Source organism: Methylobacterium sp. 142-1Y (assembly GCF_057747795.1).
Genome location: NZ_CM173224.1, coordinates 4,394,272 through 4,407,212 on the forward strand (window position 1 = coordinate 4,394,272; position 12,941 = coordinate 4,407,212).

General features: G+C 70.5%; 14 protein-coding genes and 1 pseudogene. 8 read left to right on the plus strand and 7 right to left on the minus strand.

The window, feature by feature from the left end; translation table 11 throughout:
* Window positions 1-19 precede the first annotated feature (19 nt).
* The 5 genes from AC3AOF_RS20070 to AC3AOF_RS20090 all read left to right on the plus strand — a co-directional run bounded on the left by AC3AOF_RS20070 (window position 20) and on the right by AC3AOF_RS20090 (window position 4,534).
* Window positions 20-232 carry a SlyX family protein gene (locus AC3AOF_RS20070; RefSeq protein WP_488346298.1) on the plus strand — a complete coding sequence of 71 codons (213 nt, stop codon included), beginning with the start codon at window positions 20-22 and terminating at the stop codon, window positions 230-232.
* Window positions 233-786: 554 nt separating this feature from the next.
* Window positions 787-2,088, plus strand: a complete 1,302-nt coding sequence (glyA, locus tag AC3AOF_RS20075) for a serine hydroxymethyltransferase (RefSeq protein WP_236989207.1) — start codon at window positions 787-789, stop codon at window positions 2,086-2,088.
* A gap of 119 nt (window positions 2,089-2,207) precedes the next feature.
* Window positions 2,208-2,744 (plus strand): transcriptional regulator NrdR, encoded by a 537-nt coding sequence (gene nrdR, locus AC3AOF_RS20080; protein ID WP_236989206.1) that lies wholly within the window; start codon window positions 2,208-2,210, stop codon window positions 2,742-2,744.
* A 41-nt stretch (window positions 2,745-2,785) separates the two neighbouring features.
* Window positions 2,786-3,871, plus strand: coding sequence for a bifunctional diaminohydroxyphosphoribosylaminopyrimidine deaminase/5-amino-6-(5-phosphoribosylamino)uracil reductase RibD (gene ribD, locus AC3AOF_RS20085; protein WP_488349023.1), 1,086 nt, complete (start codon window positions 2,786-2,788; stop codon window positions 3,869-3,871).
* Window positions 3,872-4,534 (plus strand): riboflavin synthase, encoded by a 663-nt coding sequence (locus AC3AOF_RS20090; RefSeq protein ID WP_488346299.1) that lies wholly within the window; start codon window positions 3,872-3,874, stop codon window positions 4,532-4,534.
* On the opposite strand, the gene AC3AOF_RS20095 is transcribed toward AC3AOF_RS20090, so the two are convergent.
* On the minus strand, window positions 4,486-5,037 hold the full coding sequence (locus AC3AOF_RS20095) for a LysR substrate-binding domain-containing protein (protein ID WP_488346300.1): 552 nt from the start codon (window positions 5,035-5,037) through the stop codon (window positions 4,486-4,488). The two genes, AC3AOF_RS20090 and AC3AOF_RS20095, sit on opposite strands and share 49 nt — an antisense overlap.
* Here AC3AOF_RS20095 and AC3AOF_RS20100 point away from each other — a divergent pair.
* From AC3AOF_RS20100 to AC3AOF_RS20110, 3 genes and pseudogenes are all read left to right on the plus strand, one after another.
* Window positions 5,038-5,190 (plus strand): annotated as a pseudogene (locus AC3AOF_RS20100) (SDR family oxidoreductase); the annotation flags it as partial.
* Between the two features lie 174 nt (window positions 5,191-5,364).
* Window positions 5,365-5,862 carry an Hsp20 family protein gene (locus tag AC3AOF_RS20105; protein WP_236989203.1) on the plus strand — a complete coding sequence of 166 codons (498 nt, stop codon included), beginning with the start codon at window positions 5,365-5,367 and terminating at the stop codon, window positions 5,860-5,862.
* A 124-nt stretch (window positions 5,863-5,986) separates the two neighbouring features.
* Complete coding sequence (locus AC3AOF_RS20110) at window positions 5,987-6,502, plus strand: hypothetical protein (RefSeq protein WP_236992729.1); 516 nt, start codon at window positions 5,987-5,989, stop codon at window positions 6,500-6,502.
* Between the two features lie 357 nt (window positions 6,503-6,859).
* Here AC3AOF_RS20110 and AC3AOF_RS20115 read toward each other — a convergent pair whose 3' ends face one another.
* The 6 genes from AC3AOF_RS20115 to ribH all read right to left on the minus strand — a co-directional run bounded on the left by AC3AOF_RS20115 (window position 6,860) and on the right by ribH (window position 12,706).
* On the minus strand, window positions 6,860-7,210 hold the full coding sequence (locus tag AC3AOF_RS20115; RefSeq protein ID WP_488346301.1) for an MmcQ/YjbR family DNA-binding protein: 351 nt from the start codon (window positions 7,208-7,210) through the stop codon (window positions 6,860-6,862).
* 16 nt (window positions 7,211-7,226) lie between these two features.
* Entirely contained in the window at window positions 7,227-7,790 is a 564-nt protein-coding gene (locus AC3AOF_RS20120) for a glyoxalase superfamily protein (RefSeq protein ID WP_488346302.1), read from the minus strand.
* 353 nt (window positions 7,791-8,143) lie between these two features.
* Window positions 8,144-10,291: a sodium-translocating pyrophosphatase gene (locus AC3AOF_RS20125; RefSeq protein ID WP_236989200.1), complete on the minus strand. Its 2,148-nt coding sequence runs from the start codon at window positions 10,289-10,291 to the stop codon at window positions 8,144-8,146.
* Window positions 10,292-10,511: 220 nt separating this feature from the next.
* Window positions 10,512-11,516, minus strand: coding sequence for a thiamine-phosphate kinase (gene thiL, locus AC3AOF_RS20130; RefSeq protein WP_236989199.1), 1,005 nt, complete (start codon window positions 11,514-11,516; stop codon window positions 10,512-10,514).
* 175 nt (window positions 11,517-11,691) lie between these two features.
* Entirely contained in the window at window positions 11,692-12,162 is a 471-nt protein-coding gene (gene nusB / locus AC3AOF_RS20135) for a transcription antitermination factor NusB (protein ID WP_048432729.1), read from the minus strand.
* A 1-nt stretch (window position 12,163) separates the two neighbouring features.
* Window positions 12,164-12,706, minus strand: coding sequence for a 6,7-dimethyl-8-ribityllumazine synthase (gene ribH / locus AC3AOF_RS20140; RefSeq protein WP_236992727.1), 543 nt, complete (start codon window positions 12,704-12,706; stop codon window positions 12,164-12,166).
* Window positions 12,707-12,941 lie beyond the last annotated feature (235 nt).

Here is a 12,941-nt window from a genome sequence, read left to right on the forward strand (position 1 = left end):
CGCGTGAGTGGACGCCTTCATGACCCCCGATTCCGAATCCCGCCTCGACGCGCTGGAGACCCGCATCGCCCACCAGGACGCGACGATCGAGGACCTGAACCGCATCGTCACCGAGCAGTGGAGCGCGATCGACATCCTGACGCGGCACGTCGCCGCCCTGCGCGAGCGGGTGCGCGAGATGGCCGAGCGCCCGGCCGCGACCGGGGACGAGCCGCCGCCGCCCCACTACTGAAGTACAGCCGAAAAGATTTGTGACGCTGCTTTCAGTTTTTCTGAATCGCCGAGCGCTTGACGCAAATTGCGCTCAATCCTAGCTTCCGACCAAGGTCGAGACGGAATTGTCGCCCGCTGTCGTCCTATCAGGGCCGTGCAGCGAAGTCCGTAATCTAGATGCATGAGTGCGAGACGCATGAAGGGGGCACCCGCTTCACGTCCTGCACGATCGATGCTTCCGGATTCCGGGCTCCGCTGCGCAGCCACGGACAGGCACAGCAGGTGTCGGCTCCTGCACGCCGGTTCGGTTTGTTTCGCGCCCGGGTCGCGAGGTCTATGCTTCGCGCTTGGAGGGCAATGCCACGCACTTGGGGCTTGCTGCGGGGTCTTGCCGCCGCGGTCTTGCCGCAAGGTCGCAGCCGGGGGCGGCAGCAGATGTCGCTCACGGACAAATGTCCGGCGCTCCGGCCTTGGACTCCCCCGTCGCCCGCGTGTAGAAGCTGGCCGATCCCGATCCTTTACTTCCGCACCGGCGCTCCGTCCGGGCGGCTCCCGAAGAACCTCGAGGCCAACATGAGCGTGGGCACCGTCGCCAACACCCGGTCCAATTCGTTCTTCTCCGCGTCGCTGGCCGATGCCGATCCGGAACTCGCCCGCGCCGTCGCGCAGGAACTCGGCCGCCAGCAGCACGAGATCGAGCTGATCGCCTCCGAGAACATCGTCTCGCGCGCCGTGCTCGAGGCGCAGGGCTCGGTGCTGACCAACAAGTACGCCGAGGGCTATCCGGGCCGGCGCTATTACGGCGGCTGCGAGTTCGTCGACATCGCCGAGAACCTCGCCATCGAGCGCGCCAAGCGCCTGTTCGGCTGCGAGTTCGCCAACGTGCAGCCGAATTCCGGCTCCCAGGCGAACCAGGGCGTGTTCATGGCCACCATGCAGCCCGGCGACACCTTCCTCGGCCTCGATCTCGCGGCCGGCGGCCACCTCACCCACGGCGCGCCCCCGAACGTCTCGGGCAAGTGGTTCAAGCCGGTCTCCTACACGGTGCGCCGCGAGGACCAGCGCATCGACATGGAGCAGGTCGAGCGCCTGGCCCAGGAGCACAAGCCGAAGGTGATCATCGCCGGCGGCTCGGGCTATCCGCGCCACTGGGACTTCGCCAAGTTCCGCGAGATCGCCGACAGCGTCGGCGCCATCTTCTTCGTCGACATGGCGCATTTCGCCGGCCTCGTCGCCGGTGGCGTGCACCCGTCGCCGTTCCCGCACGCCCACGTGGTCACCACCACCACCCACAAGACCCTGCGCGGCCCGCGTGGCGGCATGATCCTCACCAACGACGAGGCGCTTGCCAAGAAGCTCAACTCGGCGATCTTCCCGGGTCTCCAGGGCGGGCCCTTGATGCACGTCATCGCCGGCAAGGCGGTGGCCTTCGGCGAGGCTCTTCAGCCCGAGTTCAAGCTCTACGCCAAGCAGGTGGTGGAGAACGCCAAGGCTCTCGCCGACACGATCATCTCGGGCGGCTACGACATCACCTCGGGCGGCACCGACAACCACCTGATGCTGGTCGATCTGCGCGCCAAGGAGCTGACCGGCAAGGCGGCGGAAGCCGCGCTGACCCGCGCCGGCATCACCTGCAACAAGAACGGCGTGCCGTTCGATCCGCAGAAGCCGACCATCACTTCCGGCATCCGTCTCGGCACTCCGGCCGCGACCTCCCGCGGCTTCGGCGTCGCCGAGTTCAAGAAGGTCGGCGAGTTGATCGTGCAAGTTCTCGACGGCCTGCACCGCGCCGGCGAGGCGGGCGACGCGGCCGCCGAGGAGAAGGCCAAGAGCGAGGTCCACGCGCTGACCGACCGCTTCCCGATCTACGGCTGAAGCGTAAGAGCTTGATCTCCCGGCTTCCCCTTCCGCCGGGAGCGCTCTAGAACACGCCCCTTCCGGGGCCGGTCCCACGCGGGACCGGCCCTTTTTCGTACCAGAGGAACGGGCGACCGATGCGGTGCCCCTATTGCGGCGGCCTCGACACGCAGGTGAAGGATTCCCGGCCGAGCGACGACAGCTCGGCGATCCGGCGCCGGCGGATATGCCCGGATTGCGGCGGCCGCTTCACCACCTTCGAGCGGGTGCAGCTGCGCGAGCTGATCGTGGTCAAGCGCTCGGGCCGCAAGGTGCCGTTCGACCGCGACAAGCTCCAGCGCTCGGTCGAGACGGCGCTCCGCAAGCGCCCGGTCGAGGCCGAGCGGATCGAGCGCCTGGTGAGCGGCATCACCCGCCGGCTCGAGAGCACCGGCGAGGCCGAGGTGACCAGCGAGGCGATCGGCGAGGCGGTGATGGAGGGGCTGAAAGGTCTCGACGACGTCGCCTATGTGCGCTTCGCCTCGGTCTACAAGAATTTTCGCGAGGCCCGCGACTTCGAGGAATTGCTCGGCCACCTCGCCGCCGGCGCCGCCCAGGCGGCCTCCGCCGACGAGGCTCCGGCAACCGAAGAGCCGGTGCCGCCGGCCCGGCGCCCGCGGAGCCGCGCGTCGTGAGTACCCGAGATCACGCCCGGGAGGAGGCCGACCGGCGCTACATGCGCCTCGCCCTCGCTCTCGGCCGGCGTCATCTCGGCCAGGCCTGGCCGAACCCGTCGGTGGGCGCGGTGCTGGTCGGCGGCCCGCCGGGCTCCGAGCGGATTCTCGCCCAGGGCGTGACGCAAGCGGGCGGCCGGCCCCATGCCGAGCGGGTGGCGCTCGCGGCGGCCGGGGAGGCGGCGCGCGGCGCCACCCTCTACGTCACGCTCGAACCCTGCTCGCATCACGGCCGCACCTCGCCTTGCGCCGACGCCACCATCGCGGCAGGCGTCGCCCGGGTGGTGAGCGCCATGGACGATCCCGATCCCCGGGTCGCCGGCCGCGGCCATGCCCGGCTCGCCGAGGCCGGCATCAGTGTCTCGGTCGGGCTGATGGGACCTGAGGCCGCGCGCGACCAGCGCGGGCACGTGACCCGGATCCTGCAAGGCCGACCGGCCGTCTTCCTCAAGCTCGCCCGCACGGCGGACGGCTTTGCGGCGGGCGGAGAGGGCCGGCTGATGATCAGCGGGCCGCAGGCCAATGCCGAGATTCACCTCCAGCGGGCCCATTGCGACGCGATCATGGTCGGCGTCGGCACGGTGCTGGCGGACGATCCCCAGCTCACCGTGCGCCTGCCCGGGATGGCGGCCCGCTCGCCTCTGCGGATCGTCCTCGATCCGTCCCTGCGCACGCCGCCGAGTGCGGGACTGGTGCGCACCAGCGCGACCGTCCCGACCCTGATCTTGTGCGGCCCCGACGCTCCAGCCGTCGCGGAGGCGGCGCTGACCGCCGGCGGCGCGGAGGTGGAGCGGGTGCCGCTCACGCCTGAAGGCCGCATCGACCTGCCGCAGGCCCTGCGGGTCCTCGGCGCCCTCGGCCTGACCCGGATCTGCTCGGAGGGCGGGCCGACGCTGGCCGACGCGCTCGCCCGCGAAAACCTCGTCGACGAATGCCTGCTCGTCACCGGCGATTGCGTTCTCGGCCAGCCCGGCCTGCCGGCGGTCGGCCCGAACCTCGCCGCGCGCCTCGCCTCCGCGGAGTTCGCGGTCGCGGAGGAATATCGGATCGGCACCGATCTCTTCACCTGCCACGCACGGAGCCCGTAGATGTTCACCGGCCTCGTCTCGGATGTCGGCCGCGTCGCCGCGGTGTCCGGCGATTCCAAGCTGAAGCGCATCGCCATCGACTGCGCCTACGATCCCGCCGGCATCCTGATCGGCGCCTCGATCGCCTGCTCGGGTCCCTGCCTCACCGCCGTGACCGTGACCCCGCGCGAGGGCGGCTGCACCTTCGAGGTCGATGCCGCCGCCGAGACCCTGGCCCGCACTACCGTCGGGACGTGGGTTCCGGGCATGCGGGTGAACCTGGAGCGCTCGCTGAAGATCGGCGACGAGCTCGGCGGCCATCTCGTCACCGGCCATGTCGACGGCCTCGCCGAGATCGTCGCCCGCGAGCCGGTGACGGGGCAGGCCGGCGAGGCGTCCCAGGCGAGGGAGAGTTGGGCGCCGAGCGAGCGCTTCGTGCTCCGGGCGCCCCCGGGCCTCTCGCGCTTCATCGCCGAGAAGGGCTCGGTCTGCCTCGACGGCACCTCGCTCACCGTCAACGGCGTCGAGGGCGACACCTTCACGGTGCTGCTGATCCCCCACACGCTGGCCGTCACCACCTGGGGCGAGCGCCGGGTCGGCGACCGGCTCAACCTCGAGGTCGACCTGATCGCCCGCTACGCGGCGCGGCTGACGGAGGCAAGGGCGGCGGTCGGGCCGGGCTGACGTCCGAAATCGGAAATCACGTGCCCGCCCCCAGGTGCCCGCCCCCAGGCGGGACAGCCGCGCGGCGAAAAAATCCGCCACCGCCTCGACCTTCGGCGGCCGCGCCCGCGCGCTCGGCGTGACGAAGGAGCGCGCGCCGCCCGGCGCCAGTCCGGCGGCAGGGCCTCCGGGCGCCCGTCGGCGAGGTAATCGGCCGCGATGAAGTCCGGGAGTTCGGCGATGCCGAGCCCGTCGAGCGGCACCGCAAGCAGGGCGTCGGCATGCGTCACCCGCGAGGGCCCGGCGGGGACGACGCTCGCCTCGCCGCCGTCCGGTCCGGCGAGTGCCAGACGCCCGCGCCGGGCCCGGTAGGCGTAGCCGAGGCAATGCTCCGGCCGCAGGTCGTCCGGATGTGCCGGCCGTCCGTGGCGCGCCAAGTAGGCCGGTGCCGCCACGACGAGGGCCGTGACCGGCAGGAGCCGCCGCGCGACGAGCGCGGAATCGGCCAAGGCCGCGATACGCATGGCCGCATCGCATCCCTCGCCTCCCGGATTCCGATGGGCCGGGTCGGCGAGGCGGAGGAGATCGCCAAGGCGGCCCTGTTCCTGGCCTCGGACGATGCGAGCTTCGTCAACGGCATCGAGCTGTCGGTGGAGGGAGGGCAGGCGCAGATCTGACCCCGCGCCATTCGGGCGAAAAATTCGCTGGGGGCTGGAACCGGAACGCGGCGTCCGCGTTCCACACGCGCGAGGCCCGAATGGGCTTGCAGGTTGGGCGCCGGACGCGGGTGTCCGGCGGCCCGAAACGTCATCCGATCCAAATCATCACGTTGCTCCAAGGAGGATGTGGTCATGAGGACCTTCGACTTCGCGCCGCTGTATCGCTCCACCGTGGGCTTCGACCGGCTGTTCTCGATGCTGGACCAGGCCGCGCGGCTCGAGCCGTCGACGCAGCAATGGCCGCCCTACGACATCGAGAAGGCGGGCGAGGACGCCTACCGCATCACCATGGCGGTAGCCGGCTTCTCGCAGGACGAGATCGAGCTGACCCAGCACGACACGACCCTGCTCGTAGCCGGCCAGAAGAAGGACAGGGAGGCTGAGCGCGACTACCTGCACCGCGGCATCGCGGCCCGCGCCTTCCGCCAGACCTTCAGCCTCGCCGACCACGTGAAGGTCACGGGCGCCCACCTGGAGAACGGCCTGCTCTCGGTCGAACTCAAACGCGAGGTGCCGGAGGCGCTGAAGCCGCGGCGCATCACCATCGGCGGCAGCCAGGCCGCCCTCGGGCAGGACAACGCGCCGGCCCGGATCGACGGCCATGCCGAGGGCCGCTCCAGGGCAGCCTGATTCGACGGCCGTCTGACCCCCGTTCGCCATTGACGAACAAACCCCGGAGGCCCCGCGCCCCGGGGGCCTGAACCCCTTCCCGTGCCCTGTGATGCACCATCAGGGAGGACGAACCGTGTCGACGATGGAGACGTCTTCTACCCCTGCCGGCCTCATCCCTGCCGGCCCGATGAACCCGCCTGCCGGCCAGCCCGCCTCGGTCGAGGCGTGGCAGGCCCTCGTCGCACCGGGCGACGTGTTCCGGCACCCGCGGGAGGTGCTGGCGCATCCGTTCCTGTCGCGTCCGGAAAAGCGCGCGATCCTGGCCTCCTGGGCGTCGGATGCCTGCGCCCTGGAGAATGCGCCGGGCCTGCGCTGCCTGACCGGCTGCCGGGCCGAGCCGGTCCCGGTCGATGCCGTGATCGAGGCGCTGGTCGAACTCGATCACGAGGTCCCACGCGGCCCCGGCGCGCGTCCGACGCGGCGGACATCTCCGCGGCGTCGCTCGCGCACCTCCTGGACATTCAGCTGGTACCCCCGCCCGGGCCGCCGGCCCGACGACGATGACGACCCGCCGCCGTGCCCTGCCACGTTCATGCCGGTACCGCGTCCGCGGATATCTCCTGACGCGACGGCGCGGGCGCTCCTCGTGCCGTCATAGGGGACATGGTGCAGCGTAGACCGGGATGGTCAGGCATGAGGTCGAGGCGAATCGCGAGTCGCCATACCGTCGCCGCATCGCGTGTGCGTGCCACCCAGGTTTACAGGCTCGTCCCGGCGAGCTGCGCCGTCAAAGCCGCGGCCCTCTGCAGCGCCGCGGCCACGAGGCTTCAGAATACTGCGCGTCCGGTACCTCGCCCTGGTTGCGGTGAAATGCGAGGCCGTCCTCGCCACTCTCCGCGAGAGCCCGTTCCAGTTCGTCGATCTGCGTCACAAGCGTCGGATGTCCGCACCGAGGAGAACACGCCGGGCCTGCACGTCCGGACAGACGGCCGGCAGCCCCGTTCGCCGGACGGCTTCACGCCTCCTCGTTCCGGCGGCGAGGTGGCCGGATCTTCGGAGCGGCGAGGCGGTGGGCCGCCGTCAGCGCGGACAGTAGTGTCGCCTCGTCGACGACCGTCAGGTCGCACCGCGTGGCGCCTCTCCGGCCCCAGCCGCCCGGGACGGGGCTGAAGGCGGCCGGCACCTGTTCGCAGAAGACATCGCGATGGTCCGAGTCGAACATCAGGTTGATGTCGTGACCCGCTTTGTCGAGCGTCGCGAAGGTCCTGCGTGGCGTGCGGAACGCCGTGCGATGGAAATGCGGCGCCGAGGTCACGGCCGGCAAGCCCATGACGAGCGCCTTCACACGGGCGATGTCGACAGCCATCGCGATGACCCTCTCCTCACACGGTGACGGATCGGCGCTCGGACTCCGCGTCCCGGTACTGACAGAATCGTAGCCGGTTGCCGAACGGATCCGTGACCTCCAGCGTCTCCCCCCAGGGAGCCTGCTCGATGCCGGGCCGCGCGTAGCCGTAACGCTTGTCCATCAATTCCCGATGATAGATGCGGAGGCCTCGCATCGGCACGAACACGGTGGAGCCCGGGCTGGAATCGCCGTGATGCTCGGAGAGGTGAAGCCGAAGACCCGCGCGGGCGACCTCCATGTAGAGCGGCAGGCCCGGTTCGAACCGGTGCTCGAAGCCCGGCGCGAAGCCGAGAAAGCCGCAATAGAACTCGCGGGCCTTGGCCTCGTCGAAGATGCGCAGCACCGGCACCGCCTCCAGGAAGGCGGGGCCGTCATCCGCAGCATGATCGAGTACGGCACAGGCCGTGTTCCAGTCGCTGTGGCCGAGTTCGGCGGCAACGAGTTCGAGGGCGGTGGCGTGCGGGACGGCGATGTCGCGCGCGGCCAGCGCGGCGCGCAAGCGCCTGGCCATGGCCTTCGCCTGATCGACGGTGGTCATCGTGATCTCCTCAAGCCGGTGGCGGCTCGTCGGCGCTCGCATTGCCGACCCGTCACCGGTCGAGGGACAGGCTGGGGGGATCGTCCACGATGCTTTCACCATCCCGTTCCCGGGGCGAGCGGCAGGCAGCATCGGCCCGGAGAACAGGCTATCCCACCACGCTATCGGATGCCAGGGACGCCGCTGGTCGTCCTCCGCCGGTCACGCCGTCGCGCCGTCGATGCGATTTGCTCTTTGGGGCTCGATGACGTCGATCGGTGAGGGGCGCCATCGTGCGATGACGCCCCTGCCTGTTCCACCACCCGCACGACAGGATGTGGGGATCGCAGGCGGATCGTCGGATCCGCCGTCGATCAGCTATGCGCCAGGATCGCCAGCAGCAGCAGGGCGATGATGTTGGTGATCTTGATCGCCGGGTTCACCGCCGGGCCGGCGGTGTCCTTGTAGGGGTCGCCGACGGTGTCGCCGGTCACCGCGGCCTTGTGGGCGTCCGAGCCCTTGCCGCCGTGATGGCCGTCCTCGATGTACTTCTTGGCGTTGTCCCAGGCGCCGCCGCCGGAGGTCATCGAGATCGCGACGTAGAGGCCGGTGAGGATGACGCCGAGCAGCATCGCGCCCACCGCGGCGAAGGCCTGGCCCTTGCCGGCAATGGCCTGGATCACGAAGAACAGGACCACCGGCGACAGGACCGGCAGCAGCGAGGGCACCACCATCTCCTTGATCGCCGCCCGGGTCAGCATGTCGACGGCGCGGCCGTAATCGGGCCGCTCGGTCCCCTGCATGATGCCGGGCTTCTCCCGGAACTGGCGGCGGACCTCCTCGACCACGGCGCCGGCCGCGCGCCCCACCGCCGTCATGGCGATGCCGCCGAACAGGTACGGGATCAGGCCGCCGAGCAGCAGGCCGACGACCACGTAGGGGTTCTGCAGCGAGAAGTCGACGGTGACGCCCTGGAAGAAGCGGTACTGGGTCGGTGACGCGTTCTTGATGAAGTAGTTGAGGTCCGAGGTGTAGGCGGCAAACAGCACCAGGGCGCCTAAGCCCGCCGATCCGATGGCGTAGCCCTTGGTGACCGCCTTGGTGGTGTTGCCGACAGCGTCGAGCGCATCGGTGGACTTGCGCACTTCCTTCGGCAGCCCCGCCATCTCGGCGATGCCGCCGGCATTGTCGGTGACCGGGCCGAAGGCGTCGAGGGCGACGACCACGCCGGCCAGCGCCAGCATCGCGGTGACCGCGATGGCGATGCCGAACAGGCCCGCCAGCGTGTAGGTGACGATGATGCCGCCCACGATGACGATCGCCGGCAGCGCGGTCGATTCGAGCGAGATCGCCAGGCCCTGGATCACGTTGGTGCCGTGGCCGGTGACCGAGGAATGGGCGATCGACTTGACCGGCCGGTAGCGCGTGCCGGTGTAGTACTCGGTGATGACGACGATCAGCGCCGTGATGACGAGGCCTGCCACCGCGCAGAGGAACAGGCTGAGCGAGGTGAAGCTGTCGCCGCCGGTGGTGGTGAAGCGGGTCGAGAAGCCGCCGAACATCACCATGTTGAGGCCCGCGATGGCGACGATCGAGAGCGCGCCGGCGCCGATCAGGCCCTTGTAGAGCGCCCCCATGATCGACTGGTTCGAGCCGAGGCGCACGAAGAACGTGCCGATGATCGAGGTGATGATGCAGGCCGCCCCGATCGCCATCGGGTAGATCAGCATCGTCTCAAGCACGTTGCGGCCCCCGACATCGACCTGGCCGGAGAAGAAGATCGCCGCCAGCACCATCGTGGCGACGAGGGTGACCGCGTAGGTCTCGAACAGGTCGGCCGCCATGCCGGCGCAGTCGCCGACATTGTCGCCGACATTGTCCGCGATGGTGGCGGGGTTGCGCGGATCGTCCTCGGGAATCCCGGCCTCGACCTTGCCGACGAGGTCGCCGCCGACATCGGCTCCCTTGGTGAAGATGCCGCCGCCGAGACGGGCGAAGATCGAGATCAGCGAGGCGCCGAAGCCCAGCGCCACGAGCGCGTCGATCACCTCGCGGCTCGCCGGGTTAAGGCCGGCGAAGCGGGTCAGGTAGGTGTAGTAGAGCGCCACGCCGAGAAGGGCGAGGCCGGCCACCAGCATGCCGGTGACGGCGCCCGACTTGAACGCCACCGAGAGACCGGCGCCGAGCGACTGCGCCGCGGCCTGCGCGGTGCGGACGTTGGCGCGCACCGAGACGTTCATGCCGATGAAGCCGGCCAGCCCCGACAGGACGGCACCGATCAGGAAGCCGACCGCTACCTTGATGCCGAGGAACCAGGCGAGGAGCACGAACAGCACCACGCCGACGAGCCCGATGGTGAGGTATTGGCGGCGAAGATAGGCCTGGGCGCCCTCGGCGATCGCGCCGGCGATCTCCTGCATGCGCTGCGTGCCGGCATCGCGCCGCATGACGTCGTTGATGGTGACGATGCCGTAGGCAACGGCGCAGAGGCCGCCCAGGATGATGAGCAGGAGTGCGGTCATTCTACCGTCCTTGATTGTCGGGCATTCCCGCGACGTCGGACGGCCGAGATGGCGAGCGGCCGTGAACGCGCGACGCAGGCCTCCCTCCCTGTTGAGCGGGCCCGCGCGCCAGCGCGGATCCACGCTCCTAGTCGTGCCAAACTTCGCACCCGAGCGCAAACGCTCCCAAGCTTCGTCCGCTTGAGACTTTCGACGCCGGTCGCCGGTCCTTCGGAACGACTCAGAAGTGGCTGAACGAGCCCGAGCGGAAACTGCGCACCGTGCCGTCGGCCGTGCGGAAGACCGGCGGGGTGCCGCCCTCCGTCACCGTGCCGATCTCGGTGAGCGGCAGGCCGGCCCGCTCCGACGCCTCGCGCAGGGCCGGCACCGAGGCCGGATCGGCCGCGCAGAGGATCTCGTAATCGTCGCCGCCGGTGAGCGCGGTGTCGACCAGGACCGGCATCGCCGCCAGGGCGCCCCGAGCGGCATCCGAGAGCGGAACCCGATCGATCTCGACCTCGGCGCTCAGGTTCGCCGCCCGCATCATCTTGGCGAGGTCGCCGACGAGCCCGTCGGAGACGTCCATCGCCGCGCGGGCATGGGCGCGCAGGGCCGGTGCGAGGGCGAGGCGGGCTTGCGGGTGCAGGTAGCGGTCGACCAGGGCGGCACGGGCCGGGAAGGACAATGCCTCGCCCCATGACGCTGCCGGCTTCTGCCGGAGCTTCAGGCCGAGCGCCGCGTCGCCGATGCTGCCGGAGACGAGCAGGCGGTCGCCGACCTGCGCCGCGTCCCGCCGCACCATCGTGCCGGCCGGCACCTCGCCCAGCGCCGTGATGCCGACGAGGGTGGAGCCCGCCGCCCGCACCGTGTCGCCGCCGAGCAGCGGGCAGCTCGCCAGCGCCGCCGCCTCGCTCAGGCCCGTGCAGAACTCGGCGAGCCAGGCCTCGTCCCAATCGTCCGACAAGGCCAGGGTGAGGAGGAAGCCCCGCGGCTCGGCGCCCTTGGCGGCGAGGTCCGACAGGTTCACGCCCAGCGCCTTGTGGGCGATCGAGGCCGGCGGGTCGTCGGGGAAGTAGTGCACGCCGGCCACCACCGCGTCGGTGGTCAGGACGAGGTCGTGGCCCGGTCGCGGCGTCAGCACGGCCGCGTCGTCGCGCAAGGACAGGCCGCCGGCGCCGGCGAGCGGCGCGAAGTAGCGGGCGATCAGCTCGTCTTCGGTAGGGCGGGGCAGGTCGGGACGTGCCATCGCGTGACGGTCTCGCGGAAGGGGGCGGATGGCGGACGCAACCGTGACCCGCCCGAACCTTGGCCGACAGCTAGAGCCCAGGGGGCCGAGGGCCACAACGATCTAACGGCAAAAACGGAAAATTTTCGTATTATTTCGTGTTCGTGCGCGTCCGCAGGGCACCGTTCCCGCGGCCTCAACCGGCGCGGGACCCCTTGGTGAAATCGTCGGGGCGCACGGCGCGGCCGACCTTGTCGAGCACCGCGTTGACGAGACCCGGCTCCTCGCCCTCATAGAAGCTGTGGGCGACGTCGACATATTCGGAGATCGCGACCTTCACCGGCACGTCGCGGCGGAACATCACCTCGTAGGCACCGGCGCGCAGGATCGCCCTCACCACCGCTTCGAGGCGGCGCAGGGGCCAGCCGGCGGCGAGGGCCGCGTCGAGCCGCTGGTCGATCGCGCGCTGCTCCTCGACGGTACCGCGCAGGAGGTCGCGGAAGAAGGCGGTCTCGGCCGGCGGGTGCTCGACCTCGTCGATGACCTGCCCGATCCAGAAGGCCTCGAACTCGGCCAGGGCGTCGATCACGCCCTTGCCGGAGATCTCCATCTCGTAGAGGGCCTGGACCACCGCGAGGCGGGCGCCGCTGCGCTCGGCGGGCTTCATCTCACTTGGTCTCCGGATCGCGGCGGGGGGTGAAGCCGATGGTGCGGTCCTGGCGGCCCGCATCCTGGGCCCGGCGCAGGGCCAGAACGGCGAGCGCCGCCTCCGCCGCGCCGCCGCCCTTGTTCATCTCGGCGACCCGGGCGCGGGCCTGGGCCTGGGCCTCGGTCTCGACCGTCAGGATGCCGTTGCCGAGCGGCAGGCGGAGCATGACCGAGAGGTCCATCAGCGCCCGGGCGCTCTCGCCGGCGACGATGTCGTAATGGCCGGTCTCGCCGCGGATGACGCAGCCGAGCGCCACCACCGCGTCGTAGGGCGTGTGGGCCCGGGCAGCGGCCTCGAGCAGGATCGCCACCGTCTGGGGGATCTCCAGCGCCCCCGGCACCGTCACCACCACCGCCTCGGCGCCGGCCTCCGCGATCGCGGCCTTCGCGCCGGCCAAAAGCTCGTCGGCGATGTCCTCGTAGTAGCGGGCCTCGACGACGAGCACCCGGGCTCCGGTGAGCTGGGGGCGGTCGGCTCCGCTGTCGCGGCGTGGCGTGACCATGGCGAACTTCTGCATCTCGAACGGGCACCGGCTCGCGTGCGGCCCGACGGGCCTTGCTGCGGTGCGTCACCGGTGGGGGAGGGGAGCACTAGACCAGAAGAGGGCCCTCCCACAAGGGCTTGCACCTCCGCAGATCGTCGCTCCTTGCCAACGGGCACCAATCCGGTCATCCCGGGCACCGGAGCCGGGTTCTCACACCCGGCCGTACCCCATTAGGGCCCAACAACAATCGGCC

Bases quoted from the DNA above. Each gene is read 5' to 3' on its own strand.
- AC3AOF_RS20070 (WP_488346298.1), top strand. From the start codon at position 20: ATGACCCCCGATTCCGAATCCCGCCTCGACGCGCTGGAGACCCGCATC.
- glyA (WP_236989207.1), top strand. From the start codon at position 787: ATGAGCGTGGGCACCGTCGCCAACACCCGGTCCAATTCGTTCTTCTCC.
- nrdR (WP_236989206.1), top strand. From the start codon at position 2,208: ATGCGGTGCCCCTATTGCGGCGGCCTCGACACGCAGGTGAAGGATTCC.
- ribD (WP_488349023.1), top strand. From the start codon at position 2,786: ATGCGCCTCGCCCTCGCTCTCGGCCGGCGTCATCTCGGCCAGGCCTGG.
- AC3AOF_RS20090 (WP_488346299.1), top strand. From the start codon at position 3,872: ATGTTCACCGGCCTCGTCTCGGATGTCGGCCGCGTCGCCGCGGTGTCC.
- AC3AOF_RS20095 (WP_488346300.1), bottom strand. From the start codon at position 5,037: ATGCGTATCGCGGCCTTGGCCGATTCCGCGCTCGTCGCGCGGCGGCTC.
- AC3AOF_RS20105 (WP_236989203.1), top strand. From the start codon at position 5,365: ATGAGGACCTTCGACTTCGCGCCGCTGTATCGCTCCACCGTGGGCTTC.
- AC3AOF_RS20110 (WP_236992729.1), top strand. From the start codon at position 5,987: ATGGAGACGTCTTCTACCCCTGCCGGCCTCATCCCTGCCGGCCCGATG.
- AC3AOF_RS20115 (WP_488346301.1), bottom strand. From the start codon at position 7,210: ATGGCTGTCGACATCGCCCGTGTGAAGGCGCTCGTCATGGGCTTGCCG.
- AC3AOF_RS20120 (WP_488346302.1), bottom strand. From the start codon at position 7,790: ATGACCACCGTCGATCAGGCGAAGGCCATGGCCAGGCGCTTGCGCGCC.
- AC3AOF_RS20125 (WP_236989200.1), bottom strand. From the start codon at position 10,291: ATGACCGCACTCCTGCTCATCATCCTGGGCGGCCTCTGCGCCGTTGCC.
- thiL (WP_236989199.1), bottom strand. From the start codon at position 11,516: ATGGCACGTCCCGACCTGCCCCGCCCTACCGAAGACGAGCTGATCGCC.
- nusB (WP_048432729.1), bottom strand. From the start codon at position 12,162: ATGAAGCCCGCCGAGCGCAGCGGCGCCCGCCTCGCGGTGGTCCAGGCC.
- ribH (WP_236992727.1), bottom strand. From the start codon at position 12,706: ATGGTCACGCCACGCCGCGACAGCGGAGCCGACCGCCCCCAGCTCACC.